Raw genomic sequence first — 25,198 nt, 5'->3', positions numbered from 1 at the left:
GGTCAGACGGGCTTGGCCTGCAGCAGGCACGCTCCCGCGCCCAGCTCCGTGACTCCCTCCAGTTCCAGATCGGCCAGGGAGAAGAGCTCCGCGTACTCCTCCCGGCTCCGCTCCGAGCCGCCGTTGAAGATGGCCAGCATCCGCAGGTCCAGATCGTTGGCCAGATGCGGCTGCGCGTCGTCGGGCAGGACCACCTCCAGGACCAGCACGCGCCCGCCGGGCTTCAAGGCCTGCCGGACGTTGCGCAGGATCCGCACGGCGTCGTCCTTGCCCCAGTTGTGCAGGATGCTGGCCAGGAGGTAGGCGTCGCCGCCCTCGGGCACCGAGTCGAAGAAGTTCCCCGCCACCGTCTCGCACCGCTCGGCCAGGCCCTCCGCCGCCAGGAGCTCCTTGGCGTGGGCCACCACGTGGTCGAGGTCGAGCAGGACGCCCCGCATGCCGGGGTTGGCACGCAGGATCGTGGCCAGGATCGAGCCCTTGCCCCCGGCGACGTCCACCATGGTGCCGACGCCGGTGAAGTCGTAGCGCGTGACCAGATTCCGCGTGAACGTCTCGGCCCTGGCGGTCATGTAGTCGTCGAAGAGGCGGCTGACCTCGGAATGGCGGCCCAGGTGCTCGTAGAGCTCGCCGTACCTGGCGACGAACGCCGAACGGCCTTCGCGTACCGTCTCGGGCAGCTTGCCCATGGCGTACCAGAAGCTCTCCTCGCCGAGCATGCGTATGGAGGAGCGGATCGAGCCGGGGACGTCCGAGCGGAGCACCGAGCCCTCCTCGGTGAGCTCGTACCCGTCGGCGCCGGCCGGACGGACGACTCCGACGCTCGCCAGCTCGCGCAGGACCCGGCGGAGCGAGGGGGCGTGCGCCCCGCACCTGGTGGCGAGCTCCTCGGTGTCGAGCGGCCCGTCCGCGAGCTGGTCGGCCACGCCGAGCTCCGCCATGGTCAAGAGGGCAGCGAAACGGGAGATCCCGGAAACCGCCTCCCACAGGAGGCTCTCGGATGACGACATATGTCCTTTTCCAGAGGTCATGGCGTGCGGTTCGCCTGCCTGTGCCAGATCAGCAGCCGGCGCTCCGCGAGCACGAAGAACGAGTTGACGATGTAACCGAGCATGCCGAGCAGGGCGATCGTCGCCCAGACGCCGGGCGTGTCGAAGCTCCGCTGCGCCTGCAGCAACTGGTAGCCGATGCCGTCCGTGCTGCCGAACACCTCGGAGATCACCATGAGGATGAGCGCGAGGGACAGGCTCAGCCGCAGGCCCGCGAAGATCTTGGGCGAGGCGGCGGGGATGACGATCCTGCGCAGTCGCTGCGCCCTGGACAGCCCGAAGACGGTGGCGGTCTCGGTATAGGTGCGGTCGACGTTTCTGGCTCCGTCGATCGAGTTGAGCAGCACGGGCCAGACCACGCCGCACACGATCGCGGCGAGCTGCATCGCCAGGCCGGCCTGGAACAACACCAGGAACAGCGGCAGCAGCAGCGGCGGCGGAACGGAACGGCCGAACTCGATCAGCGCGTCCACGTAGTCGGCCGCGACCCGCGAGCGTCCCAGCATCACACCGGCCACCACTCCGATGAACGCGGCCAGGAGCCAGCCGGAGAACATGCGTCCCATGCTGGGCACGATGTTGTCCACGGCGTCGTCGGTGAGGAACAGCCGTGCGGCCGGGCCGGAGAACCACAGCTCGTGCATGCGGGCGACGATGGTCGTGGGCGGCGGGAAGTCGGTGTCCTCGAGCCACCGCGTGAGGAGCTCCCACACGAGGAGGACAGGGGGGATCGTCCAGATCCCGGCTGGTGATCTCACGTCAGCGCCGCACCCGTCCGCATCTGATGCCAGGTGAACAGGCGGCGCTCGGCCGCCCGCAGCGACGCGTTGGCCAGCAGGCCGAACATGCCGGCCCACAGCGTGGCCGCCATGACGAGGTCGGTCCTGTTGCCGTTGCCCGCCTCGATGACGAAGACGCCCAGACCCGCGGCACCACCGGCGAGCAGCTCGGCGCTGACGGCGATGATCAGCGCGATCCCCATGGCGATCCGGACGCCGGTCGCGACGAAAGGCGCGGCACTGGGCAGGCTCACCCTTCCGAGCACGGCCAGCGGCCCGAATCCGAAGCTGCGCAGCGATTCCTTCGCCAGCGGGTCGACGTCGTGCATGCCGTACAACGTGTTGAACAGGATCGGCCAGACGGCCGCGTACACGATGACGCCGACCTTCATCAGCTCATCCACCGGGATCAGCAGGATCGCCAGCGGGATGACCGCGACCGAGGGAATGGGCCGCAGGAACTCCAGGACGGGCCGGACGGCGCGCTCCACCGGGGCCAGCGCGCCGAGCAGAACGCCTGCCGGGACCGCCACCGCCACCGCTGCCAGCAGGCCGAGCGCCCAGTTCGTGAGCGTCGTGAGCGCTCCCAGCAGGAACTCTTCGTCGACCGCCAGCTTCGCGGCCTCCAGCAGGACGACGGAGGGCGCAGGAAAGACCAGGCCGTCGCCCAGCCCGAACCGGATCACCAGCTCTCCCACGGCGAGGAACCCCACGACGCCCGCGACACTGCGGAATGGACGGTTCATCCGTCCGACGGCGTCGCGATGACCGACTTCACGTCGATCGGGGTTTCGAGGTACTTGTACTCAAGCATGAGGTCGGCCACTTTTTGCAGTCGGCTGGCGCTCAGCGAGGTCGGGAAGGTGCCCAGGGTGATGACCGAAGCGGTCTTCGCATCGATCTTCGTGTACTTGGGCAGCATCGCCTCGAGTTCCTTGCGGTCGTTCGACACGAGCTCCTGCGCCTTGGCGATGGCCCGCTGGAAGGCGGCCAGCGTCTTCGGATTCTTCTGGACCCACTCGTCGGAGGCCATCCAGCCCGCGATCGGCAGGTCCTCGGTCTGCCCCGTCATGGTGTCGGCGATCTTGCGGAAGCCCAGCTTGCTCTGGTTGGCGGTGATGAACGGCTCGGTGATCCAGGCGGCGTCGGCCTGTCCGGCCTGGAGCGCGTTGCCCATCTCGGGGAACGGCTTCTCGGCGAACTTGACGTCCTTCTCCGTGAGGCCGGCCACCTTGAGCTGCGTCGTGACGGCGAGCGTGGCGATGTTCCTGAAGTTGTTGACCAGGACGGTCTTGCCCTTGAGATCCGCGACCGTCTGGATCGGCGAATCCTTCGGGACCATGATGGTGAAGGTGTTGGGCGCCGCCTGGTACATGTCGGCGACCAGCTTGAACTTCTCCCCCTTGCTCACCGCCAAGAGGGTCGAGACGTAGTTGTTCTGGGTGATGTCGAGCTGACCGCTCTTGATCTGCGGACCGGCCACCGCGCCGCCGGTGATGGCGACCGGCTCGACCGTCAGGCCCTCTGCCTTGAAAAAGCCCTTGGCGATGGCGATGTGGAGGGAGACGGGGTCGGGAACCGGCATGGCGCCGACCTTGATGGTGGTCTTCTCCAGGCCATTGCCGCCCGATGAGCTCGTGGGCTCACCGTTTCCGCCGCAGCCGGTCAATAACAGAGTGGCCGTAACGCCGAGCACGAGGGTGCGACGGCGCACTTTGCTGGTCATTTGGGGTTCTCCTTACACAGGACGCCTCCGGTGATCGGCACCAGGGCACGAGCGTGAAGATTACCGAAGGCGAGATCGATGCTGAAGCGCACCGGATGACGTTCTCTTGGATTTCTCTGCAAATGAATCGTGTCACCAGGCTGAACGGCGGACACGCCGCCAAATGATCCGATGACCGGAAGATGGATGTTGTGGTGACTCTGCGTGATGATTGGAGAGAATTGCAAAGGTTGATTTGCCCAATCCCCTTCGTCGCGTTGGCCTACTAATGAGGTTTGTGATCGAATTACGCCGGAGCTTGCCCGCGTTCACTCAGAGACGCGGCCGGCATCTCCCAAAGCGATCCGTAGGGGGATGTTTGCCATCGGTAAGGACAAAGATGACCCAAAGTGGTCGTGCCAGTGGTCCTGTTCTGCAGGAACGCTTCGTGGCCGACGAGAAGCCAGCGGAACAGGTTCCTACCCACGGGAACCCGATAGCGCTGCGAAACTGGCGGGTGCGAACCCGCCTCATCACGCTTATCGCCATTCCCACCCTGGTCGCCGTGATCCTGGGCGCGTTGCGGGTCGGCATATCGATCAGCAGCGCCGAGCAGAATCAGCGCATCAGCAACGTGGGCTCCTTGGTGGCCCAGCTCGGCGAGCTGTCCCGCGAGATGGCACTGGAGCGTGACCTGTCCGCGCACTACGTCGCCGCCGACAGAGCGACGGCGCAGTTGGAGCGGGTCGCGGACCAGCGCAGGATCGTCGATTCCAGCGTGCAGCGCACGAACGCGGCGGCCGCGGCGGCCGAGGACTCGCTGTCCGATCTCGGCCGCAGGAAGCTGTCCATCGTCCGCACCAGGCTGACCCAGCTCGCCTCGCTGCGGGACACCGTGTCCGGGCAGAAGGCGCAACTGCCGCCGCTCCCGACGATGGAGAAGTATTCCGAAGTCATCGCGGAGATGCTGCAGCTGTATGACGAGGTGGCGCAGGGCTCGACGGACGAGCAGCTCATCTCCACCAGCGCGGCGCTGCGGGCCGTCGCCCGCTCGGAAGAGGAGGCCGCCAAGCTGCGGGGCCTGTTGACGATCGCGCTCGCCAGGGGGAAGTTCGAAGAGGCCGAGTACCAGGCGTTCCTCGACGCGCGCTCCAACCGCGAGAGCGAACGCGCCGCGTTCCGCGCCGTCGCCACGCTGGCGCAGCGTCAGTTCCACGACAACACGGTCACCAGCGTGTCGGTCGGCCGGGGCGAGTTCTACCTCAACAGAGCCGTCTTCATCACCAGTGTCGGCCTGCCCCTCCAGCGCCTGGACACCTCGACCACCAACGACGTCGCCCTGTGGTTCGACGCCATCAGCGACACGGTCAATCGATTGCACACCGTGCAGCGGTCACTGTTGGAGCAGGTCGGCACCAGAAGCGCCGACATTCAGTCCAGTGACCGGTCCGCGGCCACGCTCAACGTCATCGTCCTGGCCGTGCTGCTGCTCCTGGTCCTCGCCGTCACCGCGGTCATGGCCCGCTCGCTCGTCCGCCCGCTGCGGCGGTTGCGCAGGGACGCGCTCATGATCGCCAGCCAGAATCTTCCCGAGCTCGTGCGGCAGTTGCGCACCAGCGAGGTCGACACGAACGCCGTACAGGTGCCGCCGATCGCCATCTCCTCCAAGGACGAGATCGGCGAAGTGGCGCGGGCCTTCGACGAGGTCCACCGCGAGGCGGTACGGCTGGCGGGCGAGGAGGCCCGCCTGCGCAGCAACGTCAACGCGATGTTCGTGAACCTGTCGCGGCGCAGCCAGACGCTGGTGGAGCGGCAGATCACCCTCATCGACGGGCTGGAGCAGGGCGAACAGGACGAGCAGCGGCTCAGCAACCTGTTCAAGCTCGACCACCTGGCCACCCGCATGCGGCGCAACAGCGAGAACCTGCTGGTCCTGGCAGGCCAGGAACCGCCCCGCCGCTGGAGCAAGCCCGTCAAGCTCGTGGACGTCGCCCGCGCCTCGCTGTCCGAAGTTGAGAACTACGAGCGGGTCGTCCTCCGGGTGCCCGACGGCGTCTCGGTCTCGGGACCGTCCGTCAACGACGTCATCCACCTGCTGGCCGAGTTGGTGGAGAACGCGTTGTCGTTCTCGCCCAGGGAAACCCAGGTGACGCTGTCGGGCAGCAGGATCGACGGCGGCGGCGTGATGCTGGCCATCAGCGACTCCGGCATCGGCATGACCCCCGATGAACTGACCGGGGCCAACGAGCGCCTCATGGAGGCCCCCAGCGTGGACGTGTCGGTCTCCCGGCGCATGGGCCTGTTCGTGGTCGCGCGCCTGGCACACCGGCACGGCATCCGGGTGCAGTTGCGCCCGCACGAATCTGGTGGGCTCACCGCGATGGTCCTGATGCCCGAGGCGCTGCTCGGGACGCAGCCGCCGCCCGGCTATCCCGACGGCCCGTCCGGGGCCATGCCCAACCCGCCGCAGTGGGGCCCGTTCCAGATGGCTCCCGGGCATCCTTCTTACCCCTCCAACGCGTCCGGCGCCTGGCTCGCGCAGACGGAACGGCCGGCGGAGTCCGGCGACTGGCCGTCCGTGCCGCAGGTCGCGGGCGGACGGCCGGCGGAGTCCGGCGACTGGCCGTCCGTACCGCAGGTCGCGGGAGCCGGCTCGTACGGCACAGCCGACACGTGGATGCCGTCGAGGAACCGGCACCAGCCCAGCGACGACGCCTTCCTCCCCAGGCGCCCCAACCTGGGCGTCCGCGACGAACCCCCGCCGATGCCGGCCGGTTATGACTTTCCCGACACGACGTCGGCGGCCACCGGTCCCATCCCTGCCACCAAGGCGACCTCGGACGAATATCTGCCGATCTACGCCTCGATCGAGTCGGCGTGGTTCGAGCAGGGAGCCAGTTGGGGCTCGGCCGACGCCGGATGGAACGCGGCCAAGGCCGCCGCCGAGCCGGTGGGCGACGGCGTGACCGCGACCGGGCTGCCCAAGCGGGTGCCCAAGGCCAACCTGGTGCCCGGCTCGGCCACCACGGCGCCCCCGCCCGAGGAGGCCACGCCGATGCCGATGCCGCCCGTCTCGGCGGACCGGGTACGCAGCCGCCTGTCCAGCTTCCAGCAGGGCTACAAGTCCGCTCGCGACGACCTCAGCACGGGCCGGGCCGCTTCCGACCCGAACACCAGGGGACAGGGCACGTGAACGACCTGAGCTTCATGGCATACGAGGTCGACTGGCTGCTCAGCGAATTCGTCGGCATGGTTCCAGGCATCGCCCACGCTGTCGTCTTCTCCTACGACGGCCTGCCGTTGGCGGCGTCCTCGTCCTTCCCCGCCCACCGGGCCGACCATCTGGCCGCGATCACCGCCGGGCTGGTCGGCCTGTCGGTGGCCGCGTGCAGGGTCCTCGATGGCGGTGAGGTCGTCCAGAGCGTCGTCGAGATGGGGAACGGCATGGTGCTGACCACCATGTCGATCGGCGAAGGCTCCTGCCTGGCCGTGCTCGCCGAGCCCGACAGCGACCTGGCGCTCGTCGCCTACCACATGACGCTCATGGCGGAACGTACCGGTCCGGTGCTGACCCCCGCCGTACGCGAACATCTGCGCGCCAGCCACATCAGATGACGCGGACGACGGCCGTCGAGTGGACCGATCTGAAGCATGAAAGGAAGAAGACGCACCTATGCGCACGCGCATGATCAACGAGCGGCATGATCGGTTGCCTGTTGCCGTGACGATGGTCCCAGGATTGTCCATGCTCACGCTGATCAGCGACGCGCTGGCGGGCCAGGACGCGAAAACCCCCAAGCGCTGGCGGCAACTGGTGCGCTCCGCCGCGGCGGAGCCTGACGAAACGGTGGTGGATTCGCTCGCGGTACCCGGCAACGCCGTACTGCCCGATGTCGTGTTCCCCGGGGACTTCCGCCGGGATCTGGACGTCGCCACGCAGCTCGAAATGCTCCGCGACCAACCGCCCGACGCGTTACAGGTGGAGCTGGACTCCATGACCGACGGGCACCCGCCGCCCCACTGGCAGCCGGCGATGAAAGACCCCCGCCGTTGGCTGCACGGCTTCGCCGACCTCATGGAGCAGGTGTGGTCGGCCATGCATCCGGAGTGGCAGCAGGCACGCGCGACGTTCGATCGCGAGGTCGAGCGGGTCGAGATGGCCGGCGCCCGAGGGGCACTCGACGTCGTGCTCAATGACCTGCACGCCGACTGCGCCTTCCACGAGGGCACGTTCAGCGTCCGCAATTTCGGGCCCGACGAGTTCTCCATCGAGTCCAAGGGCCTGGTGCTGATGCCCATGCTCGCCGGGTCGGACGCGTTCGTCGCCCGCTTCGACGGCCCTGAGGTCGTGTGGATCGGCTACTCTCCGCCGCACCTGACGGTGCCCAGGCGGAAGAGCACCGAGGAGCAGCTCGGCTTCGTCTTCGGCGACGCGCGGGCGGCCATCCTGACCGGCGTCGACCAGCCGCTGTCGATGGGCGTCCTGGCCAGGCGCATCAAATGCCACCCCAGCGTGATCACCTACCACTGCAACCGCCTCGAATCGGCGGGGCTGGTCACCCGGCGGCGCGACGGCAGGGAGATCTACGTCCACCGGACCGCGCGCGGCACGGCCCTGCTCGATCTCTTCGACTCCTGACCTGGCGCATCACGCCTCACCGCCGTCTTCAGAAGCGGTTGTCCTCGTGCGGGTAGGCCGCGGCGGTGAGCTGCTGCAGCAGGCTGGTTAGGATGTGGCGGTCCTCGGGCGCCAGGTTGCGCAGGGCCGCGCCGATGCGCCGTCTGCGCGCCGAACGCAGCTGTTCCAGCACCTCCAGCCCGCGCGGGGTCACCTCGATCCTGATCTCGCGCCTGCTGTGCGTGGCCGTGAACCGCGCCAGCAGGCCCGATGCGACCAGCCGGTCCACCATGCGGCCCGTGGCCGACAGGGACATGCCCAGGTGGGAGGCGAGGCCGCTGAGGTTCAGCGGGCCGTGGCGGTCCACCGCGAGCAGGTGCCGCAGGGCCGCCAGGGACAGATTGTCCATCTGGGCCACGGCGTCGAGCGTGACCTCCATCAGGACCAGGGACGCCTCCTCCACGAGCCAGGCCGAGTCGTCCACGTCCGCCGCGCCTTCGGCCACAGGATGGTCGTCGTCACCGTTGTGGACCGCGTTGACAAGCACTGCGGACACCTTCCTCAAGCACGCAGGGTTCCCTCCCCCGCGCCGGCCGCCGCGGCGACAGGAAGGACCAGTGGGTTTCGCATGGGACAAAAAGGCGCTGCACCATCACGATAAGGGCAAGCGCACGTTCCGCGAAGAACGGGACGCCTGTCTTTCCTCACCGACGGCCTTCCCGCTCCGCAGCCGTCCTGTGACCTTGTCCCTGCGGCCATCCGGGCATCCGCCGCCGGCGGCGAGGATGTTTCACCCAAATTTCGGACTCCGCTTTTAGATAATGCCGCATGTCCGGATATAGGCCATTTTTTCGTGACTCGAACTGGAGCTTTGGGCCCAGCGACTTAGATAGCCTCGCTAACAGATTCCTTTTGGCAAGTGTTGTGCGATAGAAATCGCTAATCGACTGGCACGGCGCGGTGCCGTGCGGGCTTTCCGTTCGGCACCATGGATCCGGGGTATGGGTCATCGTCTGCGGCATGTGAGGCGAGAACGGATGAGCACTCATGCGGATCGAGGACTACGCCCTGATCGGCGACATGCACACCGCCGCGCTGGTCCGGCGTGACGGGTCGATCGACTGGCTGTGCGTGCCCCGCTTCGACTCCCCTTCCTGCTTCGCCGCCCTGCTGGACAGCCCCCGCGCCGGCCGCTGGCTGCTGGCGCCCGTCAACGCCCGGCGCGGCGCCTCGCGCCGGTACCGCGAGGACACGCTCATCCTGGAGACGACCTGGCACTGCGACGACGGCAGTGTGCGGGTGGTGGAGTTCATGCCGCCCCGTGGCGAGGCGCCCGACGTCGTGCGGATCGTCGAGGGTGTGCGCGGCAGGGTCGAGATGCGCATGGAGCTGATGCTGCGCTTCGACTACGGCCGCACCGTCCCCAGGCTGCGCCATGACGGGGGCCAGCTCGCCGCCGTGGCCGGCAGCGACGCCACCTGGCTGCGCACCCCCGTCGAACTGCACCCCGACGAGGAGGCCCACCGCACCACCGCGCGCTTCACCGTGGGAGAAGGCGAGCGGGTGCCGTTCGTGCTGACCTGGCAGCAGTCCTGGCTGCCCCGGCCCGACCCCGTGGACGCCATGGACGCGCTGGCGGACACCGAACGATCCTGGCACGAGTGGAGCCGGCGCTGCCGGTACCGGGGCGACGACGAGCAGGCCGTGCGGAGCAGCCTGCTCACCCTCAAGGCGCTCACCTACGCCCCCACCGGCGGCATCGTCGCGGCGCCGACCGCGTCCCTGCCCGAGCGGCTCGGCGGGCCCCGCAACTGGGACTACCGCTACTGCTGGTTGCGCGATGCCAGCTTCACCCTGGAGGCCCTGATGTCGGCCGGGTACGACGCCGAAGCCAGGGCCTGGCGGGAATGGCTGCTGCGCGCCGTGGCCGGTCACCCCGCCGACCTGCAGATCATGTACACCGTCGAGGGCAGCCGTCGTATCCCCGAGTGGAGCCCCGGCTGGCTGGGCGGATACGAGGACTCCAGGCCCGTCCGCATCGGCAACGCCGCCTGCGCCCAGTTCCAGCTCGACGTCTACGGCGAAATCCTGGACTGTCTGCACATCGCCCGCCAGTGCGGCCTGGCCGTGGACGACCACGCGTGGGACCTGCAGAACGCGCTGATGAACTACCTCGAAGGCGCCTGGCACCGGCCCGACAACGGGCTGTGGGAGAGCCGCGGCCCGCGCCGCCACTTCGTCCACTCCAAGATCCTCGCCTGGGTGGCCGCCGACCGCATGATCCGGGCCATCGACCGCTTCGGCCTCGGCGGCCCCGCCGACCGATGGCGCGCCCTGCGGGAGGAGATCCACGACGACGTCTGCGCCCACGGCTACGACTCCGGCCGCAACACCTTCACCCAGTTCTACGGCTCCACCAACCTGGACGCCGCCCTGCTGCTCATCCCCCGCCTCGGTTTCCTGCCCGCCGATGATCCGCGCGTGGGCGGCACCGTCGAGGCCATCCAGCGCGAACTCGTGCACGACGGCCTCGTGCTGCGCTACCGGCCGGACGAGGACGTCGACGGTCTGGCGGGCGGCGAGGGCACCTTTCTGGCCTGCTCATTCTGGCTGGCCGACGCCCTGGCCCTGACAGGGCGTCACGAGCGGGCGCGGCGTCTGTTCGACCGGCTGCTCGGCCTGCGCAACGACGTCGGCCTGCTCGCGGAGGAGTACGACACCGCCAACCGGCGCCAGGTCGGCAACTTCCCGCAGGCTTTCAGCCACGTCTGCGTCGTCAACACCGCCACGGCACTGAACGCCTCGCAGGACAGCCATCACCGCACCCGCGGGGCGCGCACCGGGCCGCCCTGAAGGTTTCGTGGCGGAAGCCGGGTGACCCGGCCTCCGCCCTAGGGGCATTGCCCCGATGAACTACCGGCCCCAGGCTCTGACGGCGGAGGCCGCCCCCAGACCGAGGAGCAGGGCGATGACGCCGGTCACCACGTTGCTCCAGATCGTCGCCGCAGTGGCGACGTGGCCGCTGACCACCCAGACAGAGATGATCGTCCAGATGCCGATCACCGGAGCGACCCAGGCAATGCCGTGTGTGTGACCGTAGGCCGAGGCGAACCCGAGCGCGAGCATCGCCAGGGCGATGCCGACGACCAGGTTGTTCACGGTCAGGGTCGTGAATCTGTTGAACCCGACGACCCACGGAGAGATCGCGAGATAGAGCCCTGTCAGGAACGTGAGCCCGGCGACCGCCTTACCGGTCGGCGACTCGGCTGCGAGCTCGTACTTCTCCCGCAACTCCGCGATATCGGGGTGCATGCTCATGGCTTGGCCGGCCATGTCTCTCACCTTCTCACCGATATATCATACTGTGATAATATCATGTCAGGAGATTGGTTCACATGGGGTCACCGTCCGTCACCGATCGCGAGTACACGAAACTGCTGGCCTTCCGGGCCGGCCTGCGCCGGTTCCTGCGCTGGAGCGAGGAGCAGTCGGCGGCAGTGGGGCTGACGGCCACCCAGCACCAGGTGTTGCTGGCCATCCGGGGCCACGCGGACTCACGGGGGCCGACCATCGGCGAACTGGCCGGATACCTGTGCACCCGGCATCACAGCGCCGTCCAACTGATCGATCGGGTGGAGCAGCTTGGCCTGGTCGTGCGCAACCGCGGCGGGGGCAGGGACCGCCGGGTCGTCCGCCTGACGCTCACCGAGGCGGGTGAGGGGAAGCTCGCGCTGCTGAGCGCCGCCCATCTGGAGGAGCTGCAGCGGCTGGTGCCCCTGGTCTCCGAGTTCGCCGAGCCTGCCACCGCCACGCCACAACAGTGACCCGGAGCAGCCGGAATTTTCTCACGGACGAATCGTTCATCCGCGCGTAAATTGTTAATCCGACAATGGTCGACAGCCACCCAGCGGGCCGATGTTCGGGTTTATTTCCGCGACATAACGGACAGCCATCACTCATGTCTTGGGGGAAAACACGCAAACGGCCGTCGCGGCCATGATGTTCGCCCGAGCCGCGAGCGCCTTTTCGCGTGACGGGGGCCGGGCGGTGGGCGTCAATGACGCGTACCGGCACTGCGAGCAGATCATGCGCAGTCAGGCCCGCAACTTCTCGTACGGTCTGCGGTTGCTGCCCGTCCAGAAGCGGCGGGCGCTGAGCGCCGTCTACGCCCTGGCCCGCAGGATCGACGACATCGCCGACGGCGACGGCCCCGCCGAGCAGCGGTTGGAGCGCCTGTCCTCGGTGCGCGGGCTGCTCGGCGAAACGGCCCCCGCGCGAGACGACCTCGTGGTGGTGGCGCTGATGGAAGCCGCCCGCCGCTACCTGATCCCGCTCGGGGCGTTCGCCGATCTCGTCGACGGCTGCGCCGCCGACGTGCGCGGCACGACCTACACGACCTTCGAGGACCTGGTCGGCTACTGCCGGTGCGTCGCCGGATCGGTCGGACGGCTGTCGCTGGGCGTGTTCGGCACCGACGACGTCGAGGCGGCCACGCCGCTCGCCGACGCGCTCGGCGTGGCCCTGCAGATCACCAACATCCTGCGCGACCTGCGAGAGGACCGCCTGTCAGGACGAGTCTACCTGCCCGCCCAGGACCTCGAACGGTTCGGCTGCACCCTGGATCTCGACGCGGACGGCCGGTTCAACTCACCGCCCGAGCGCCTGGCCGCTCTCGTCCGGTTCGAGGCGGACCGGGCGCGCGACTGGTTCGCCACCGGGATGCGCCTGCTGCCCATGCTGGACGCGCGCAGCGCCGCCTGCACGGCGACCATGGCCGGCATCTACCGGTGCCTGCTCGACCGCATCGCCGCCGATCCCGGCCGGGCGCTGGCCGCCAGGATGTCGCTGACGACGAGGGAGAAGTCCATGGTCGCGGTGCGTGCCCTCGCCCAGGCCAGGCGTGGAAGAGGCCGATAGGGCATGGTCAAGGAGATCCGGTGCCGGCGCTGGACCTCCATCGTGGAGAGCAAGGATCGCGGGCGGCGCCGAGCGTGGTTGCGTTGATCACTGCGGGGCTGCTGGCGGTGCTCGCCGCGCTGTGCAACGCCTGTTCGTCGGTTCTGCAGCGGCGGGCGGCACGATCGGTGTCGCCGGATCTGGGACTGCGGCTCGGCCTGATCTGGGCGCTCATCGGTGACCCGCTGTGGCGGTGGGGGATCGTGGCGCTGATCGGGGGTTTCGCCTTCCAGGCGGCCGCGCTGTCGAGGGGCGGCATCGCCCTGGTCCAGCCGGCTCTGGTGATCGAGCTCCCGTTCACCATGATCATCATGTCCCGGGCGTTCGGCATTTTCCTGGACAAGCGGTCGTGGCTGGCGATCGGCGCGTTGTCGGCCGGCCTGACGATGTTCCTCGCCGCGGCCGTTCCCGGCCCGGGGCGGTGGTCACCGGACATGCTCGCATGGATCGTCGCCGCCGTCGTGACCTTGGCGACGATCGCCGTGCTGGTGGCGGTGGGGGCCCTGACCAGTGGGCCCATGCGTTCGGCCACGCTGGGCGTGGCCGCGGGCATCGGCTTCGCCTTCACGGCCACGCTCATCAAGAAGTGCACGACGCTGCTGGCGGAGGATCCGGGCGCGCTGCCGACGTCCTGGCCGCTGTATGCGATGGTGGCCGCGGGCCTGGGCAGCCTGTTCCTCCTGCAGAACGCCCTGCACAGCGGCAGCCTCGTCGTCGCCCAGCCGGCGTTGACCATCAGCGACCCCATCGCGGGCATCCTGTACGGCGCGATGATGTTCGGCGAGCCGATCCGCACCGGCCCATGGCTGGTGTTCGAGGTCGCGGGCGCCGGGCTCCTGGTCTACGGCGTCGTCGTGCTGGCCCGCTCGCCGCTCATCGAGGCGCCGAGTGTCCCCCCTTCCGCGCGGAAATGAGACCCGCCTGGGCCGGCATCGAGGAGAACAGCGCGAAGGCCGCGTCCGCCTGACGCTTTCGCGACCGCTCGTCCGCCAGGAGGTCCAGCGCCTCCAGCAGCGCGGACGCGGTGCCGGTGTGGAGGCTCACCCCGGCCCTGGCCATCGCCAGAGCGCCGGCGCGGCCGTGGCCGGGGATGGGCCGGTGGATGACAACAGGTAGCCCTGCGGCGAAGGCTTCGTGGCAGGTCAGGCCGGAGCCGTTGTCGACCAGGGCGTGGGCGGCCGCCATGAGTTCGGGCACGTCGTCGCGCCACCCGAGCCCCGGGCCCAGCCCGGCGGCCCGCAGGCGGCGGCTCAGCTCGGCGTTGTTCCCGCACAGGACGAGCGGCGTGTACCGCCCTGAGCCGGCCAGGATGCGCGCGGTCGCGATGACGTCCCCGACCCCCCATGACCCTCCCGACACCAGCACGAGCCGGTCGCCGGGGTCCGCGCCGACGCTGCCGGCCGCCTCCTTGGGATCCGCCACGATCCGCGCGAACTCCGGGCGCACGACCGGAGCGCACTGAAGAGCCGAGCGGCGGGTCCTGGCCCGGATCTCCTCGACGTTGCCGGGATTCGGGCTCAGAAATCGGTCGTTTCCTCGGTGCAGCCACAGCCGGTGCGCCGCGAACTCCGTGATCAGCACCGTGCTCGGGCAGGGCAACCCGCCGCGCTCGCGCAGCCGTCCCGTGAGCTGGGCCGCCAGGTGGAAGGTCGAGACGACCTCGTCAGGCGATCGGGCGGCGACGAGCCTGCGCAGGCGGGGGACGGCGAGGGCCGTGAGCGGCGAGGTGCCGACGGTCCGTTTGCCGATGAAGAAGACCTGGTAGATGACGTCGTAGAGCCAGGGAGCGTGCAGGATCATCCAGCGGTACCCGCAGCGCAGCGCCGATCCCAGCCGCAGCGGAAAAAGCTGGAGGACATCGATGATCTCTGAGTCGGCATTCTCGGCCGCGAGCCGGGCGGCCAGTTCTGCGGCGGTCCTGTCATGGGCGCTGCCCATCGGCGCGCTGAGGATGAGGACCAGCCGCCGCCCGGACCTCTCACCACCGGCCGTCGGACGATGAACCGCCGCCTCGCGCTGCCGCTCGGGCTCGCATGCCTGGCGCTGCTGCACACCGGTCCCGCCGCCACCTGGCTGCCCCAGGTCCGGCGGCGGCTGCCCGCTCTGGCCGGCGTCGGCTATCGCGGCCATGTGGCGCTCACCTTCGACGACGGGCCCCATCCCCACTCGACCCCGCGTTTCCTGGACGAGCTGGGGCGGATCGGCTGTCACGCGACCTTCTTCGTCCTCGGCGAGCTGCTCGAACGCCACCAGTGGCTGGGCCGCCGCATCGTGGCCGAGGGGCACGAGCTCGCCGTGCACGGCTGGCGGCACGGCAACGCCCTGATCGCCCCGCCGGGGCGGCTGACGGCCGAGATCGGCAGGACCGCCGACCTGGTCAGAGCGGTCGGCGGAGTGCGCGCGGGGTGGTACCGGCCGCCCTACGGAGCGCTGAGTCTCGAAGCGCTGGTCGCCGCCCGTCTGCGGGGGCTGCGCCCCGTGTTGTGGACCGTTTGGGGCCGTGACTGGGAGGCGGCCGCCACTCCCGGCTCCGTGCTGGCCCGCGTCTCGGCCGGGCTGCGTGGCGGGGCGACCGTCGTTCTCCATGACTCCGACCACGTCTCCGTTCCTGGTTCCTGGCGGTCGGCGCTCGACGCCCTCCCCGCGCTCGTGGACCGCTGCAGGCTCATGGGGCTGGACGTGGGCCCTCTGCGCGACCACGGTGTGCCGGCGGCCCTCACCCTCGATCGGTTGAGAAGCGCGCTTCCATAACGGGCATTCCCCCTTTCTCCGGGAATTCAAACGCCGTTTTCCGGCTCTATCTGCGAGTAAATTCCGGCCCAATAACCGGGCAATGGAATGCCGTCATGTTTGCGCTACCCGGCGGCGGATATTTCCCAGACGTGCGGTCAGAAAGTTGCCATTCGCGGAAGCTGGCGGAAAAGGCACGCCGGGAGAACTTCCCGGTGGCCTCGCGGCTGCTGCCACGCCGGCACCGCGACCATCTCATGGCCGTGTACGGTTTCGCGCGCTCGGTCGACGACATCGGCGACGACGAGCGCCCCGATGACCGCCTGAGACTGCTGGACGAGATCGAGGCCGACCTGGCCCGGCTGTACGACGGTCGCCCCGCACGGCTCGGGCCGGTCGGCGCGCTGGCCGGAACCGTCCAGGAGTGCTCGATTCCCGCCGAGCCGTTCCACCGCCTCATCGAGGCCAACCGGCGTGACCAGACGGTCACCCGCTACGAGACCTTCGACGAACTGCTCGGCTACTGCGAGTTGTCGGCCAACCCGGTCGGCCATCTCGTCCTGTACGTGTTCGGCGAGGTCAGCGGCCCCCGGCTGGCCCTGTCCGACCGGGTGTGCTCGGCCTTGCAGGTGATCGAGCACTGCCAGGACGTGGGCGAGGACTACCGGCGCGGACGCGTCTACCTGCCGGAAGAGGATCTTCGCCGGGCGGGCTGCCCGATCAGCCATCTGGCGGCGGCCACCACGTCACCGAGATTGCGCAAGGTGGTGGCCCAGCAGGCCGCACGGGCCGGGACGCTGCTGGGCGAGGGGGAGCCGATCGTGGCCGCGCTGTCCGGCTTCGCCCGTACGGCGGTCGCGGGTTACGTCGCCGGCGGCCACGCCACCCTGGCCGCGCTGAGGAGCGCCCGCTACGACATTCTGGACCGTGCCGTCCGGCCACGCCGCGTGGGCCTGCTCTGGGCGTGGGCGCGGGTCCTCACGACCATGACGTGGCCCGGTGCGGGTCTGCGACGACTGCCGTCAGCGTGAGACGGCACCCCGCATCCCTGGGAGGGCTGAGATGACGATCGCACCGGTGGCGGTGATCGGCGGCGGCCTGGCCGGCATCACCACCGCCATCGCGCTCGCGGAAGCCGGCTGCCCCGTGACGCTGTACGAGGCCCGTCCGAGGCTGGGCGGCGCCACCTACTCCTTCCAGCGCGGCGGATTGACGGTGGACAACGGCCAGCACGTCTTCCTGCGCTGCTGCACGGCCTACCGGGGGCTCCTCGAACGGCTCGGCGGCACCGCGCTGGTCGGCCTGCAGAACCGGTTCGACGTGCGGGTGCTCGGCAAGGCCGGCCGGTCGGGACGGCTGCGCCGCGCCGCGCTGCCCGGCCCGCTCCACTTCGTGCCCGCGCTCGCGGGATACCGCCTGCTCGGGCCGGGCGACCGGATCCAGGCCCTGCGCGGCTCGCTCGCGCTCAGCAGGCTCGACCCGGCCGATCCCGCTCTCGACTCGGTGACGTTCGGGAACTGGCTGGCGGCGCACGGCCAGCGGACCCCGGTGCGGGAGGCGCTCTGGGACCTGCTCGCGGTCGCGGCCCTGAACACGGGGGTCGAGGAGGCCGCGCTCGGCCCGGCGGTGAAGGTGTTCAAGACCGCCCTGCTCGGCCGGCCGGACGCCGCCGACCTGGGCATCCCCCTGGTCCCGCTCGGCGAGCTGCACGACACCGCCGCCAGGGCCGCCATCGCGGGGCGCGGCGGCACGGTGCGCCTGTCGGCGAAGGTCACGGCCATCGAACCCGGCCCGGCCGTCATCGTGGACGGCGCCAGGATCAACGCGTCGGCGGTCGTCGTCGCGACACGCCACGAGCAGGCCGCGAAGCTGGTCCCCGCGGCGGCGGCGCCGGGCCGCGATGCGTGGAGCGCCCTGGACGCGAGCCCGATCATCAACGTGCACGCGCTCTACGACCGGCCGGTCATGCGGCTGCCGTTCGTCGCGGTCACCGGCTCGCCCGTGCAGTGGGTGTTCGACAAGACCCGCGTCGCCGGGCTCGGCGAGGGGCAGTACCTGGCGGTGTCGGTGTCGGTCGCGGACACGTGGATCGACCGGCCGACCGCGGACATCCGCGAGAGCTTCGTCCCGGCGTTGCGATCGGTGTTCCCGGCAGCGCGCGAGGCCAGGATGACCGACTTCTTCGTCACCAGGGAACGGCGTGCGACGTTCCGCCAAGCCCCGGGCAGCGGGGTGCTCCGCCCGAGGAGCGCGACCCGATGGCCCGGTCTGTATCTCGCCGGAGCCTGGACCGACACCGGCTGGCCCGACACGATGGAGGGTGCCGTGCGCAGCGGACTCCACGCGGCTCGCCTGGCCAAAGGCCACATGCGACAACAGGAGAGCCGGTCATGAGCGAGCTTGCCGAGGTCATCAATAAGCAAGCAAACATGAGGCCGACGAAGGAGGTCTCATGACTTTGGCACTGCCGCCGACGGAGGCTGCGCGCGAGCTCGTCGAGCCGGTGCTGCGTGAGGCCGTCGGCCGCCTCGACCCGCACTCCGCGCGCGTCGCCCGCTACCACTTCGGCTGGACCGACGGGGATGGACGGCCGCGCGCCGCGGGCGGCAAGGCGCTGCGGCCCACGCTCGTGGTGTTGTCGGCCAGGGCGGCGGGCGCGGACGTCGAGCGGTGCCTTCCCGCCGCGGCCGCGGTGGAGCTCGTGCACGCCTTCTCCCTCCTGCACGACGACGTCATGGACGACGACCCGGTCCGCCGGCACCGGCCTGCCGCCTGGACGGTCTTCGGCCGCGCCCAGGCGATCCTGTGCGGCAACGCGCTGCTCGTCCTGGCCGGGGAGCTCCTGCTGGAACAGGGGACCTCCGGCTACGTGGCGGCTGCCCGCACGCTCGACCAGGCCACGCTCTCGCTCATCGCGGGCCAGGCCCTCGATCTGGAGTTCCAGGACCGCGACGATGTGACGCGGGAGGAGTGCCTGCTGATGTCGCGGCACAAGACCGCCTCGCTGCTCGCCTGCGCCTGCTCGATCGGCGTGACGGCGGTGGAGGGCCCCGTCCCGTTGGCCGCCGGCCTGGCCGCGTTCGGCACCGAGGCGGGCCTGGCCTTCCAACTGGCCGACGACCTGCTCGGCATCTGGGGGAAGCCCGAGGTGACGGGCAAGCCGGTGCTGTCGGACCTGCGCACCCGTAAGAAAAGCCTGCCCGTGGTCGCCGCGCTCACCGGCCGTACGCAGGCCGGAGACCGCCTCGCAGAACTGCTGGCCAGGCCCGGGCCGCTGACGGAGGCCGACCTGCACGACGCCGCCCGCCTGGTCGAGCAGGCAGGCGGCAGGACGTGGGCCGAGTCGGAGGCCGAACGGCGCCTCGACGCCGCGGCCCGCTGCCTCGCCGACGCGGACCTGCCCGCGGACGTGCGCACCGAATTCCTGCACATCGCCCAATTCATCGCATCCAGGGATCATTGACATGACCGCCCTTGAGACGCCCCAGGACCTGCTCACCAACGCGGAAAAGGCCCTTCGGGCCGCCCGCGACCACCTGATCGGCCTGCGGTCCCCGGAGGGCTGGTGGAAGGGCGAACTGCAGACCAACGTGACCATGGACGCAGAGGACCTGCTGCTGCGGCAGTTCCTCGGCATCCGCACCGAACGGGACACCTCGGAGGCCGCCCGGTGGATCCGTTCCGAGCAGCGCGCCGACGGCACGTGGGCCAACTTCCACGAAGGGCCCGCGGATCTGTCCACCATGATCGAGGCGTACACGGCGCTGCGGCTCGCGGGTGATCCGCCCGACGCCGAGCACATGCGCGCCGCCTCCCGGCAGATCCTGGCCATGGGCGGGATCGAGGCGAGCCGGGTGTTCACCCGTATCTGGCTGGCCCTGTTCGGGGAGTGGTCGTGGCGTGACCTGCCCGTCATGCCGCCCGAGATCATGTTCCTTCCCTCGTGGTTCCCGCTCAACGTCTACGACTGGGCCTGCTGGGCCAGGCAGACGATCGTGCCCCTGACCGTCGTGACCGCGTGCCGGCCGGTGCGCGGGCTCCCGTTCGACCTGTCCGAGCTGCGGACCGGCCGGATGCCGCGCCGTCCCGCGCGCGGAGGCTGGGAGGCGGCCTTCGGCGCGCTGGACCGAGTGTTGCACCGCTACGAGCGTCGCCCGTCGCCGGGCCTCCGGCGGGCCGCGCTCAGACGCGCCGTCGGCTGGGTCGTCGCACGTCAGGAGGCCGACGGGTCCTGGGGCGGCATCCAGCCGCCGTGGGTGTACTCGATCATCGCGCTCCACCTGTCCGGCTACCACCTGGACCACCCGGTGATGCGCAAGGCGATCGAAGGGCTCGACCGGTTCACCGTCCGGGACGAGAAGGGCCGCCGGTTGGAGGCGTGCCAGTCTCCCGTGTGGGACACGGCGCTGGCGGTCAACGCGCTGCTGGACGCGGGCACCCCCGCCGATCACCCGGCCGTCGCCGGAGCCGCCGGCTGGCTGCTGCGCGAGGAGGTCAGGACGGTCGGAGACTGGGCGGTGCGCAGGCCGGCCCTGCCTCCCGGCGGCTGGGCGTTCGAGTTCGACAACGACGGCTATCCCGACACCGACGACACCGCCGAGGTGGTGCTCGCGCTGCACCGGCTCGACCGCCCCGACGCACGACCGGCGATCGAGCGCGGGGTGCGCTGGATGGCCGGCATGGCCTGCGGCGACGGCGGCTTCGCGGCCTTCGACGCCGACAACGACCGCGCGCTCTGCACCAAGCTGCCCTTCTGCGACTTCGGCGCGGTGATCGACCCACCGTCGGCCGACGTCACCGCGCACGTCGTCGAAGCCCTGGCCAAGGAGCGGCCCCGCTCCCCCGTCCTGCGCAGGGCCGTGATCTGGCTGCTGAAGGCGCAGGAGAAGGACGGATCGTGGTTCGGCCGCTGGGGCGCGAACCACATCTACGGCACCGGGGCCGTCGTGCCCGCCCTCGTCGCCGCGGGCGTCCGGCCGGGACATTCTTCGGTACGCCGCGCCGTCGTCTGGCTGGAGCGGCACCAGAACGGTGACGGCGGCTGGGGCGAGGACCTGCGTTCCTACCGCGACCCCGCCTGGATCGGCCGCGGCGCCTCGACCGCCTCGCAGACCGCCTGGGCGCTGCTGGCCCTGCTCGCCGCAGGCGAGCGCTCACCGGCGGTGGAAAAGGGGGTGCGCTGGCTGGTCGAGCGGCAGCGGACGGACGGCACCTGGGACGAACCGTACTTCACGGGCACGGGTTTCCCCGGCGACTTCTACATCAACTACCACCTCTACCGGCTCGTCTTCCCGATCAGCGCCCTGGGTCGTTACCTGCGCCCCGGCCTGGAGCCCTCATGACAGGGCTGCTGATCTGCGCGGGGCTCGGGATCGAGGCCCGCGCGATCAGGCGCGGCCTGCCGGCTCGCCTCGACGGCACCAGGGTGGTCGTCACCGGGGTCGGCCCGCGCCGGGCGGCCCGCGCCGCCGCCGGCCTGGGCGGGCGGGGGCCGGTGGCCGTGGCCGGCTTCGGCGGCGCCGTCGACAGGAGCCTGCGGCCCGGCGACGTCCTGGTGGCGAGCGAGGTCAGGTTCGGGGGGCGCGTCCATCCCTGCCCTACCGCTCCGCTCCTCGCGGGCGAGCTGGCCCGCGCCGGCCTGCCCGCCAAGGTGGGTCCGCTGGTCACCGCCGATCACGTGGTCAGCGGAGCGGAGCGGCACCGCCTCGCCGCGGCGGGCGCGTACGCCGTGGACATGGAGACCGGCCCGCTGGCCCATGCCGCCGGGGGACGGCCGCTGGCCGCCGTGCGGGTCATCGTCGACACGCCCGAGGCGCCGCTGCTGAGCCCCGCGACGCTCGCCCGTGGAGTCGCCGCGCGTCGCACGCTCAGTGTCGTGGGCCCCGTCCTGGTGCGCTGGGCGGCGGCGGCCGGGCCGCGAACCGTCCTGCTGGCCGAGCCGCGCTCATTCTGCGCCGGGGTGGAACGTGCCATCGAGATCGTCGAACTCGCGCTGGAGCGGCACGGCCCGCCCGTCTACGTCCGCAAGCAGATCGTGCACAACCTGCACGTGGTGGAGGATCTGGGCCGGCGCGGAGCGGTGTTCGTCGACGAACTCGACGAGGTGCCGGCCGGGGCGGTGACCGTCTTCTCCGCGCACGGGGTGTCGCCGAAGGTCCGCGAGGAGGCGGCCCGCCGAGGGCTGCGGGTGATCGACGCGACCTGCCCGCTGGTCTCCAAGGTGCACGCGGAGGCACGCCGGTTCGCCTCGGAGGGACGCCTGGTGGCCCTCATCGGCCACGCGGGCCACGAGGAGGCCGAGGGCACGCTCGGCGAAAGCGGCGAATCTGGCGTGCTCGTGCAGACGGTGAACGACGTGGCGGCCCTGCCGGCCGACCGGCCGGTGTCCTACCTCATGCAGACGACCCTCGCGGAGGACGAGGCGGCGGAGATCGCCGCCGCCATCCGCCGCCGTTTCCCCGACGCCCTGGAGCCGAAGCGGAACGACATCTGCTACGCGACGACCAACCGCCAGCGAGCCGTCCACGCGATAGCCGAGGAATCCGACGTCGTCCTCGTCGTCGGGTCCGTCAACTCCTCCAACTCCCTGCGCCTGGTGGAGGTCGCCGCCCGCCACTCCCCGGCCCACCTGGTGGACGACCAGGGCGGCATCGCCCTCGACTGGCTCGCCGGCGCCCGCACGATCGGGCTCAGCGCCGGCGCCTCCGCCCCTCCCCGCCTCGTCGACGACATCGTCGCCGCCCTGCGCGGGCTCGGCGAAGTGACCGTCGAGGAGCGGGTGATCGCCCAAGAGACCGTACGGTTCTCGCTACCCAAGGAAGCGCTGTCATGACGATCCCGGTCCGGCAAGGGCTGCGTATCAGCAGCTACATCCTCGGCCAGCGACTCCGGGGACGAACCAAGTTCCCGCTCCTGGTCGAGCTGGAGCCGCTGTTCGCGTGCAATCTCAAATGCGCCGGCTGCGGCAAGATCCAGCATCCGGCCGACGTGCTGAAGCGGCGCATGCCGGTGGAGCAGGCCGTCGCCGCCATCCAGGAGTGCGGCGCCCCCATGGTGTCCATCGCCGGCGGGGAGCCGCTCATGCACCCGCAGATCGGCGAGATGGTCCGCCGTCTCATCGACATGAAGAAGTACGTGTTCCTGTGCACGAACGCGCTGCTGATCCCCAAGAAGATCGACGAGTTCAAACCCTCGCGGTACTTCACCTGGACCGTGCACATCGACGGCGTGCGCGAGCGCCACGACGCCTCGGTGTGCAAGGAGGGAGTCTTCGACGAGGCCGTCGCCGCCGTGCGCGAGTGCCAGCGGCGCGGTTTCCGTGTCACCACCAACACGACGTTCTTCTCCACCGACAGCCCGCAGACCGTCATCGAGGTGCTCGACTACCTCAACGACGAGCTCGCCGTCGACCAGATGATGATCTCCCCCGCCTACGCCTACGAGAAGGCGCCCGTCCAGGACCAGTTCATGGGGGTGCGGGAGACGCGTGCGCTGTTCCGCGAGGCCTTCTCCGGTGGGAGACGGCGGCGCTGGCGGTTCAACCACTCGCCGCTGTTCCTGGACTTCCTGGAGGGCCGGGTCGAGCTCCCGTGCACCGCCTGGGCCATCCCGTCGTACTCGCTGTTCGGCTGGCAGCGTCCGTGCTACCTGATGGCGGACGGGTACGCGCGGACCTACCGCGAGCTGATCGAGAAAACCGACTGGTCGGCCTACGGCCGGGGCCGCGACCCCCGGTGCGACAACTGCATGGCGCACTGCGGCTACGAACCGACCGCCGTCCTGGCCACGATGGGGTCACTGAAGGAGTCACTACGCGCCCTCAGGAGCGGCTGAGACGGGGCCGCCGCCACCATCAGGAGCGGCTGAGCCTGGGCCGCTGAAAGCGTCACCGCGCGCCATCAGGGGCCGCTGACCCCTGGGCGCGGCCGAAGCGCCGCGCGAGCATCCGGAAGGCGCCGGGGGCCGCTCCGCGCAGTCTCGCCGGCACCCGCAGCCAGCCCGGCACGAACGACTCCGGCCGGCCGTCCCTGATCGCCGCCACGATCGCCCGCGCCACCCGCTCCGGCGCGACCGGCGCCGGCCAGGCGCGCGTGTACGGGGCGCCGCGCCGTACGAAGAAGGGTGTGTCCACCACCCCCGGCAGCAGGACGGACACGCCGACGCCCGGCACGTGGTCCAGCTCGTGACGCAGGCCCTCCGCGAAGGCCATCAGCCCCGCCTTCGTGGCCGAGTACACGGCCTCCTGCCCCACGCCGACCGCCCCGGCGATGGAGGCCACGAACACCAGACGCCCACGGCCCGCCGCCACCATCCCCGGCAGCAGCAGCCGCGTGAGCTCGATCGGCGCGGCGAGGTTGACCGCCAGCAGCCGCTCGGCGCTGCCGGCCGGCATCCGCACGAACGGCCCCGCCCACCCCACTCCGGCGTTGTTCACCAGAACATCGACGTGCCCGGCCTGCGAGGCCAGCTCCTCGGCCTGGGTGGCGACGTCGCACACCAGCACGCTCCCGCCGGTTGCCGAGGCGACGGCCGCCAGCCGTTCGCGGTCGCGCCCTGCCAGCGTCAGCCGCGCGCCGGTGCCCGCCAGCGCCCGCGCGGTGGCCGCGCCGATGCCCGAGGAGGCGCCGGTGACGAGGACGTGGGCGTCGGCGAGCCTCATGGCTGCCCGCGCCAGGGCGTCGGTTCGTGTGCGAGCATCGGTCCTCCGGTCGCGGCCTACGTTCGTGTGCTGTCCGCTCGCGGGCCGTCCCAACCGGGGTGCTTGGTGTTCGCCGTCAGCGGGTGAGCTTTTCTGTGAACCGAACTGCCGACTGCGCCCCCGTCTCTCCTACGAGTCGGAGACGCAGTCGCAGTCGGCGGCGTGCCGCCTCTCGTTACGGACCGGTGATCCGCCAGGAGACGTCAACGCCGATGCGGTACGGGCATCTTGGTGAGCATGACGCAGGCCAGGCCGCATGCGGTGATGATTGCCCCCGTGACGACGTTGCTGATGATCGCGCCTGCGCTTGCGGAGTGCGGGGGCAGCACCCACGGGGCGATGATCGTCCAGACCCCGATGATGGGCACAACCCACGCCAGTCCGTGTATCCGACCGTAGGCCGAGGCTATCCCGGCCGCCAGCATCGCCAGGGCGATACCGGTGATCAGATTGTTGACGGACAGGGTCGAGCGCCCGAAGAACCCCACCACCCACGGCGAGATGGCGAGATAGAGACCGCTCAGAAAGGTCAGCCCGCTCACGGACTGCCCTGACGGGCTCTGCGCAGCCATATCGTATTGAGCTCGCAGAGCCGCTATATCGGGGTGCTGACCCATGTCGAATGTCGTATGGGTTGGACGGTCAGCCATGTCGCACACCACCTTC

At 70.3% G+C, this 25,198-nt stretch carries 23 protein-coding genes; 14 read left to right on the top strand and 9 right to left on the bottom strand.

The genetic code is table 11. From position 1 onward, the window contains the following. Positions 1-2: 2 nt before the first annotated feature. The 4 genes from ACFOY2_RS17715 to ACFOY2_RS17700 are packed head-to-tail and all read right to left on the bottom strand — an operon-like array spanning position 3 to position 3,551. Positions 3-1,007: a methyltransferase gene (locus ACFOY2_RS17715; RefSeq protein ID WP_449290134.1), complete on the bottom strand. Its 1,005-nt coding sequence runs from the start codon at positions 1,005-1,007 to the stop codon at positions 3-5. 17 nt (positions 1,008-1,024) lie between these two features. Beyond that, positions 1,025-1,804, bottom strand: coding sequence for an ABC transporter permease (locus ACFOY2_RS17710; protein ID WP_379529136.1), 780 nt, complete (start codon positions 1,802-1,804; stop codon positions 1,025-1,027). Further along, on the bottom strand, positions 1,801-2,571 hold the full coding sequence (locus tag ACFOY2_RS17705) for an ABC transporter permease (RefSeq protein WP_379529135.1): 771 nt from the start codon (positions 2,569-2,571) through the stop codon (positions 1,801-1,803). Before ACFOY2_RS17705 ends, ACFOY2_RS17710 begins: the two co-directional genes overlap by 4 nt. After that, on the bottom strand, positions 2,568-3,551 hold the full coding sequence (locus ACFOY2_RS17700; protein WP_379529134.1) for an ABC transporter substrate-binding protein: 984 nt from the start codon (positions 3,549-3,551) through the stop codon (positions 2,568-2,570). Before ACFOY2_RS17700 ends, ACFOY2_RS17705 begins: the two co-directional genes overlap by 4 nt. A 427-nt stretch (positions 3,552-3,978) precedes the next feature. Here ACFOY2_RS17700 and ACFOY2_RS17695 point away from each other — a divergent pair, with 427 nt between their 5' ends. The 3 genes from ACFOY2_RS17695 to ACFOY2_RS17685 all read left to right on the top strand — a co-directional run bounded on the left by ACFOY2_RS17695 (position 3,979) and on the right by ACFOY2_RS17685 (position 8,169). Further along, entirely contained in the window at positions 3,979-6,723 is a 2,745-nt protein-coding gene (locus ACFOY2_RS17695; protein ID WP_379529133.1) for a sensor histidine kinase, read from the top strand. Beyond that, a complete protein-coding gene (locus ACFOY2_RS17690) occupies positions 6,720-7,145 on the top strand; it encodes a roadblock/LC7 domain-containing protein (RefSeq protein ID WP_379529132.1) in 426 nt (141 codons plus the stop codon). Before ACFOY2_RS17695 ends, ACFOY2_RS17690 begins: the two co-directional genes overlap by 4 nt. A gap of 130 nt (positions 7,146-7,275) precedes the next feature. Next, entirely contained in the window at positions 7,276-8,169 is an 894-nt protein-coding gene (locus tag ACFOY2_RS17685; protein ID WP_379529131.1) for a helix-turn-helix domain-containing protein, read from the top strand. Between the two features lie 28 nt (positions 8,170-8,197). Here the strand turns inward: ACFOY2_RS17685 and ACFOY2_RS17680 are convergent, their stop codons facing one another. Further along, positions 8,198-8,695, bottom strand: a complete 498-nt coding sequence (locus ACFOY2_RS17680) for a MarR family winged helix-turn-helix transcriptional regulator (protein WP_379529130.1) — start codon at positions 8,693-8,695, stop codon at positions 8,198-8,200. A gap of 500 nt (positions 8,696-9,195) precedes the next feature. Here ACFOY2_RS17680 and ACFOY2_RS17675 point away from each other — a divergent pair, with 500 nt between their 5' ends. Then, positions 9,196-11,001: a glycoside hydrolase family 15 protein gene (locus tag ACFOY2_RS17675; RefSeq protein WP_379529129.1), complete on the top strand. Its 1,806-nt coding sequence runs from the start codon at positions 9,196-9,198 to the stop codon at positions 10,999-11,001. 60 nt (positions 11,002-11,061) lie between these two features. On the opposite strand, the gene ACFOY2_RS17670 is transcribed toward ACFOY2_RS17675, so the two are convergent. After that, complete coding sequence (locus tag ACFOY2_RS17670; protein WP_379529128.1) at positions 11,062-11,481, bottom strand: SPW repeat protein; 420 nt, start codon at positions 11,479-11,481, stop codon at positions 11,062-11,064. Between the two features lie 62 nt (positions 11,482-11,543). Between ACFOY2_RS17670 and ACFOY2_RS17665 the strand changes: the two genes are divergently transcribed. From ACFOY2_RS17665 to ACFOY2_RS17655, 3 genes are all read left to right on the top strand, one after another. Further along, positions 11,544-11,972 carry a MarR family transcriptional regulator gene (locus tag ACFOY2_RS17665; protein ID WP_379529127.1) on the top strand — a complete coding sequence of 143 codons (429 nt, stop codon included), beginning with the start codon at positions 11,544-11,546 and terminating at the stop codon, positions 11,970-11,972. A 223-nt stretch (positions 11,973-12,195) separates the two neighbouring features. Then, positions 12,196-13,065: a phytoene/squalene synthase family protein gene (locus ACFOY2_RS17660; protein WP_379529126.1), complete on the top strand. Its 870-nt coding sequence runs from the start codon at positions 12,196-12,198 to the stop codon at positions 13,063-13,065. A 20-nt stretch (positions 13,066-13,085) separates the two neighbouring features. Next, positions 13,086-14,018 (top strand): DMT family transporter, encoded by a 933-nt coding sequence (locus ACFOY2_RS17655; RefSeq protein ID WP_379529125.1) that lies wholly within the window; start codon positions 13,086-13,088, stop codon positions 14,016-14,018. Here the strand turns inward: ACFOY2_RS17655 and ACFOY2_RS17650 are convergent. Then, entirely contained in the window at positions 13,978-15,042 is a 1,065-nt protein-coding gene (locus ACFOY2_RS17650; protein WP_379529124.1) for an MGDG synthase family glycosyltransferase, read from the bottom strand. The genes ACFOY2_RS17655 and ACFOY2_RS17650 overlap by 41 nt on opposite strands. 60 nt (positions 15,043-15,102) lie before the next feature. Between ACFOY2_RS17650 and ACFOY2_RS17645 the strand changes: the two genes are divergently transcribed. From ACFOY2_RS17645 to hpnH, 7 genes are all read left to right on the top strand, one after another. After that, positions 15,103-15,855 (top strand): polysaccharide deacetylase family protein, encoded by a 753-nt coding sequence (locus ACFOY2_RS17645; protein WP_379529123.1) that lies wholly within the window; start codon positions 15,103-15,105, stop codon positions 15,853-15,855. A 95-nt stretch (positions 15,856-15,950) separates the two neighbouring features. After that, positions 15,951-16,865, top strand: coding sequence for a squalene synthase HpnC (gene hpnC, locus ACFOY2_RS17640; protein ID WP_379529122.1), 915 nt, complete (start codon positions 15,951-15,953; stop codon positions 16,863-16,865). 31 nt (positions 16,866-16,896) lie between these two features. Beyond that, the gene (gene hpnE / locus ACFOY2_RS17635) at positions 16,897-18,228 is read left to right on the top strand and encodes a hydroxysqualene dehydroxylase HpnE (RefSeq protein ID WP_379529121.1); all 1,332 of its coding nucleotides are present in this window, start codon (positions 16,897-16,899) and stop codon (positions 18,226-18,228) included. 58 nt (positions 18,229-18,286) lie between these two features. Beyond that, on the top strand, positions 18,287-19,297 hold the full coding sequence (locus tag ACFOY2_RS17630) for a polyprenyl synthetase family protein (RefSeq protein WP_379529120.1): 1,011 nt from the start codon (positions 18,287-18,289) through the stop codon (positions 19,295-19,297). A gap of 1 nt (position 19,298) precedes the next feature. Beyond that, a complete protein-coding gene (gene shc / locus ACFOY2_RS17625; RefSeq protein ID WP_379529119.1) occupies positions 19,299-21,176 on the top strand; it encodes a squalene--hopene cyclase in 1,878 nt (625 codons plus the stop codon). After that, positions 21,173-22,666, top strand: coding sequence for a 4-hydroxy-3-methylbut-2-enyl diphosphate reductase (gene ispH, locus ACFOY2_RS17620; protein ID WP_379529118.1), 1,494 nt, complete (start codon positions 21,173-21,175; stop codon positions 22,664-22,666). The genes shc and ispH overlap by 4 nt, the downstream gene beginning before the upstream one ends. Then, on the top strand, positions 22,663-23,667 hold the full coding sequence (gene hpnH, locus ACFOY2_RS17615; RefSeq protein ID WP_379529117.1) for an adenosyl-hopene transferase HpnH: 1,005 nt from the start codon (positions 22,663-22,665) through the stop codon (positions 23,665-23,667). The genes ispH and hpnH overlap by 4 nt, the downstream gene beginning before the upstream one ends. 52 nt (positions 23,668-23,719) lie before the next feature. Here the strand turns inward: hpnH and ACFOY2_RS17610 are convergent, their stop codons facing one another. Both ACFOY2_RS17610 and ACFOY2_RS17605 read right to left on the bottom strand, forming a co-directional pair. Continuing rightward, positions 23,720-24,493: an SDR family NAD(P)-dependent oxidoreductase gene (locus ACFOY2_RS17610; RefSeq protein WP_379529116.1), complete on the bottom strand. Its 774-nt coding sequence runs from the start codon at positions 24,491-24,493 to the stop codon at positions 23,720-23,722. A gap of 242 nt (positions 24,494-24,735) precedes the next feature. Then, positions 24,736-25,074 carry an SPW repeat protein gene (locus tag ACFOY2_RS17605; protein ID WP_379529115.1) on the bottom strand — a complete coding sequence of 113 codons (339 nt, stop codon included), beginning with the start codon at positions 25,072-25,074 and terminating at the stop codon, positions 24,736-24,738. Between the last annotated feature and the right edge of the window lie 124 nt (positions 25,075-25,198).

It is taken from the genome of Nonomuraea purpurea (assembly GCF_042650645.1).
GTDB lineage: Bacteria > Actinomycetota > Actinomycetes > Streptosporangiales > Streptosporangiaceae > Nonomuraea > Nonomuraea purpurea.
This window is presented reverse-complemented; position numbering and strand designations above follow the sequence as displayed.

Coding starts and splice junctions, on each gene's coding strand:
- ACFOY2_RS17715 (WP_449290134.1), bottom strand. CDS start 1,007: ATGTCGTCATCCGAGAGCCTCCTGTGGGAGGCGGTTTCCGGGATCTCC.
- ACFOY2_RS17705 (WP_379529135.1), bottom strand. CDS start 2,571: ATGAACCGTCCATTCCGCAGTGTCGCGGGCGTCGTGGGGTTCCTCGCC.
- ACFOY2_RS17700 (WP_379529134.1), bottom strand. CDS start 3,551: ATGACCAGCAAAGTGCGCCGTCGCACCCTCGTGCTCGGCGTTACGGCC.
- ACFOY2_RS17685 (WP_379529131.1), top strand. CDS start 7,276: ATGCTCACGCTGATCAGCGACGCGCTGGCGGGCCAGGACGCGAAAACC.
- ACFOY2_RS17675 (WP_379529129.1), top strand. CDS start 9,196: ATGCGGATCGAGGACTACGCCCTGATCGGCGACATGCACACCGCCGCG.
- ACFOY2_RS17670 (WP_379529128.1), bottom strand. CDS start 11,481: ATGGCCGGCCAAGCCATGAGCATGCACCCCGATATCGCGGAGTTGCGG.
- ACFOY2_RS17665 (WP_379529127.1), top strand. CDS start 11,544: ATGGGGTCACCGTCCGTCACCGATCGCGAGTACACGAAACTGCTGGCC.
- ACFOY2_RS17650 (WP_379529124.1), bottom strand. CDS start 15,042: ATGGGCAGCGCCCATGACAGGACCGCCGCAGAACTGGCCGCCCGGCTC.
- ACFOY2_RS17645 (WP_379529123.1), top strand. CDS start 15,103: ATGAACCGCCGCCTCGCGCTGCCGCTCGGGCTCGCATGCCTGGCGCTG.
- hpnC (WP_379529122.1), top strand. CDS start 15,951: ATGTTTGCGCTACCCGGCGGCGGATATTTCCCAGACGTGCGGTCAGAA.
- hpnE (WP_379529121.1), top strand. CDS start 16,897: ATGACGATCGCACCGGTGGCGGTGATCGGCGGCGGCCTGGCCGGCATC.
- ACFOY2_RS17630 (WP_379529120.1), top strand. CDS start 18,287: ATGACTTTGGCACTGCCGCCGACGGAGGCTGCGCGCGAGCTCGTCGAG.
- shc (WP_379529119.1), top strand. CDS start 19,299: ATGACCGCCCTTGAGACGCCCCAGGACCTGCTCACCAACGCGGAAAAG.
- ispH (WP_379529118.1), top strand. CDS start 21,173: ATGACAGGGCTGCTGATCTGCGCGGGGCTCGGGATCGAGGCCCGCGCG.
- hpnH (WP_379529117.1), top strand. CDS start 22,663: ATGACGATCCCGGTCCGGCAAGGGCTGCGTATCAGCAGCTACATCCTC.
- ACFOY2_RS17610 (WP_379529116.1), bottom strand. CDS start 24,493: ATGAGGCTCGCCGACGCCCACGTCCTCGTCACCGGCGCCTCCTCGGGC.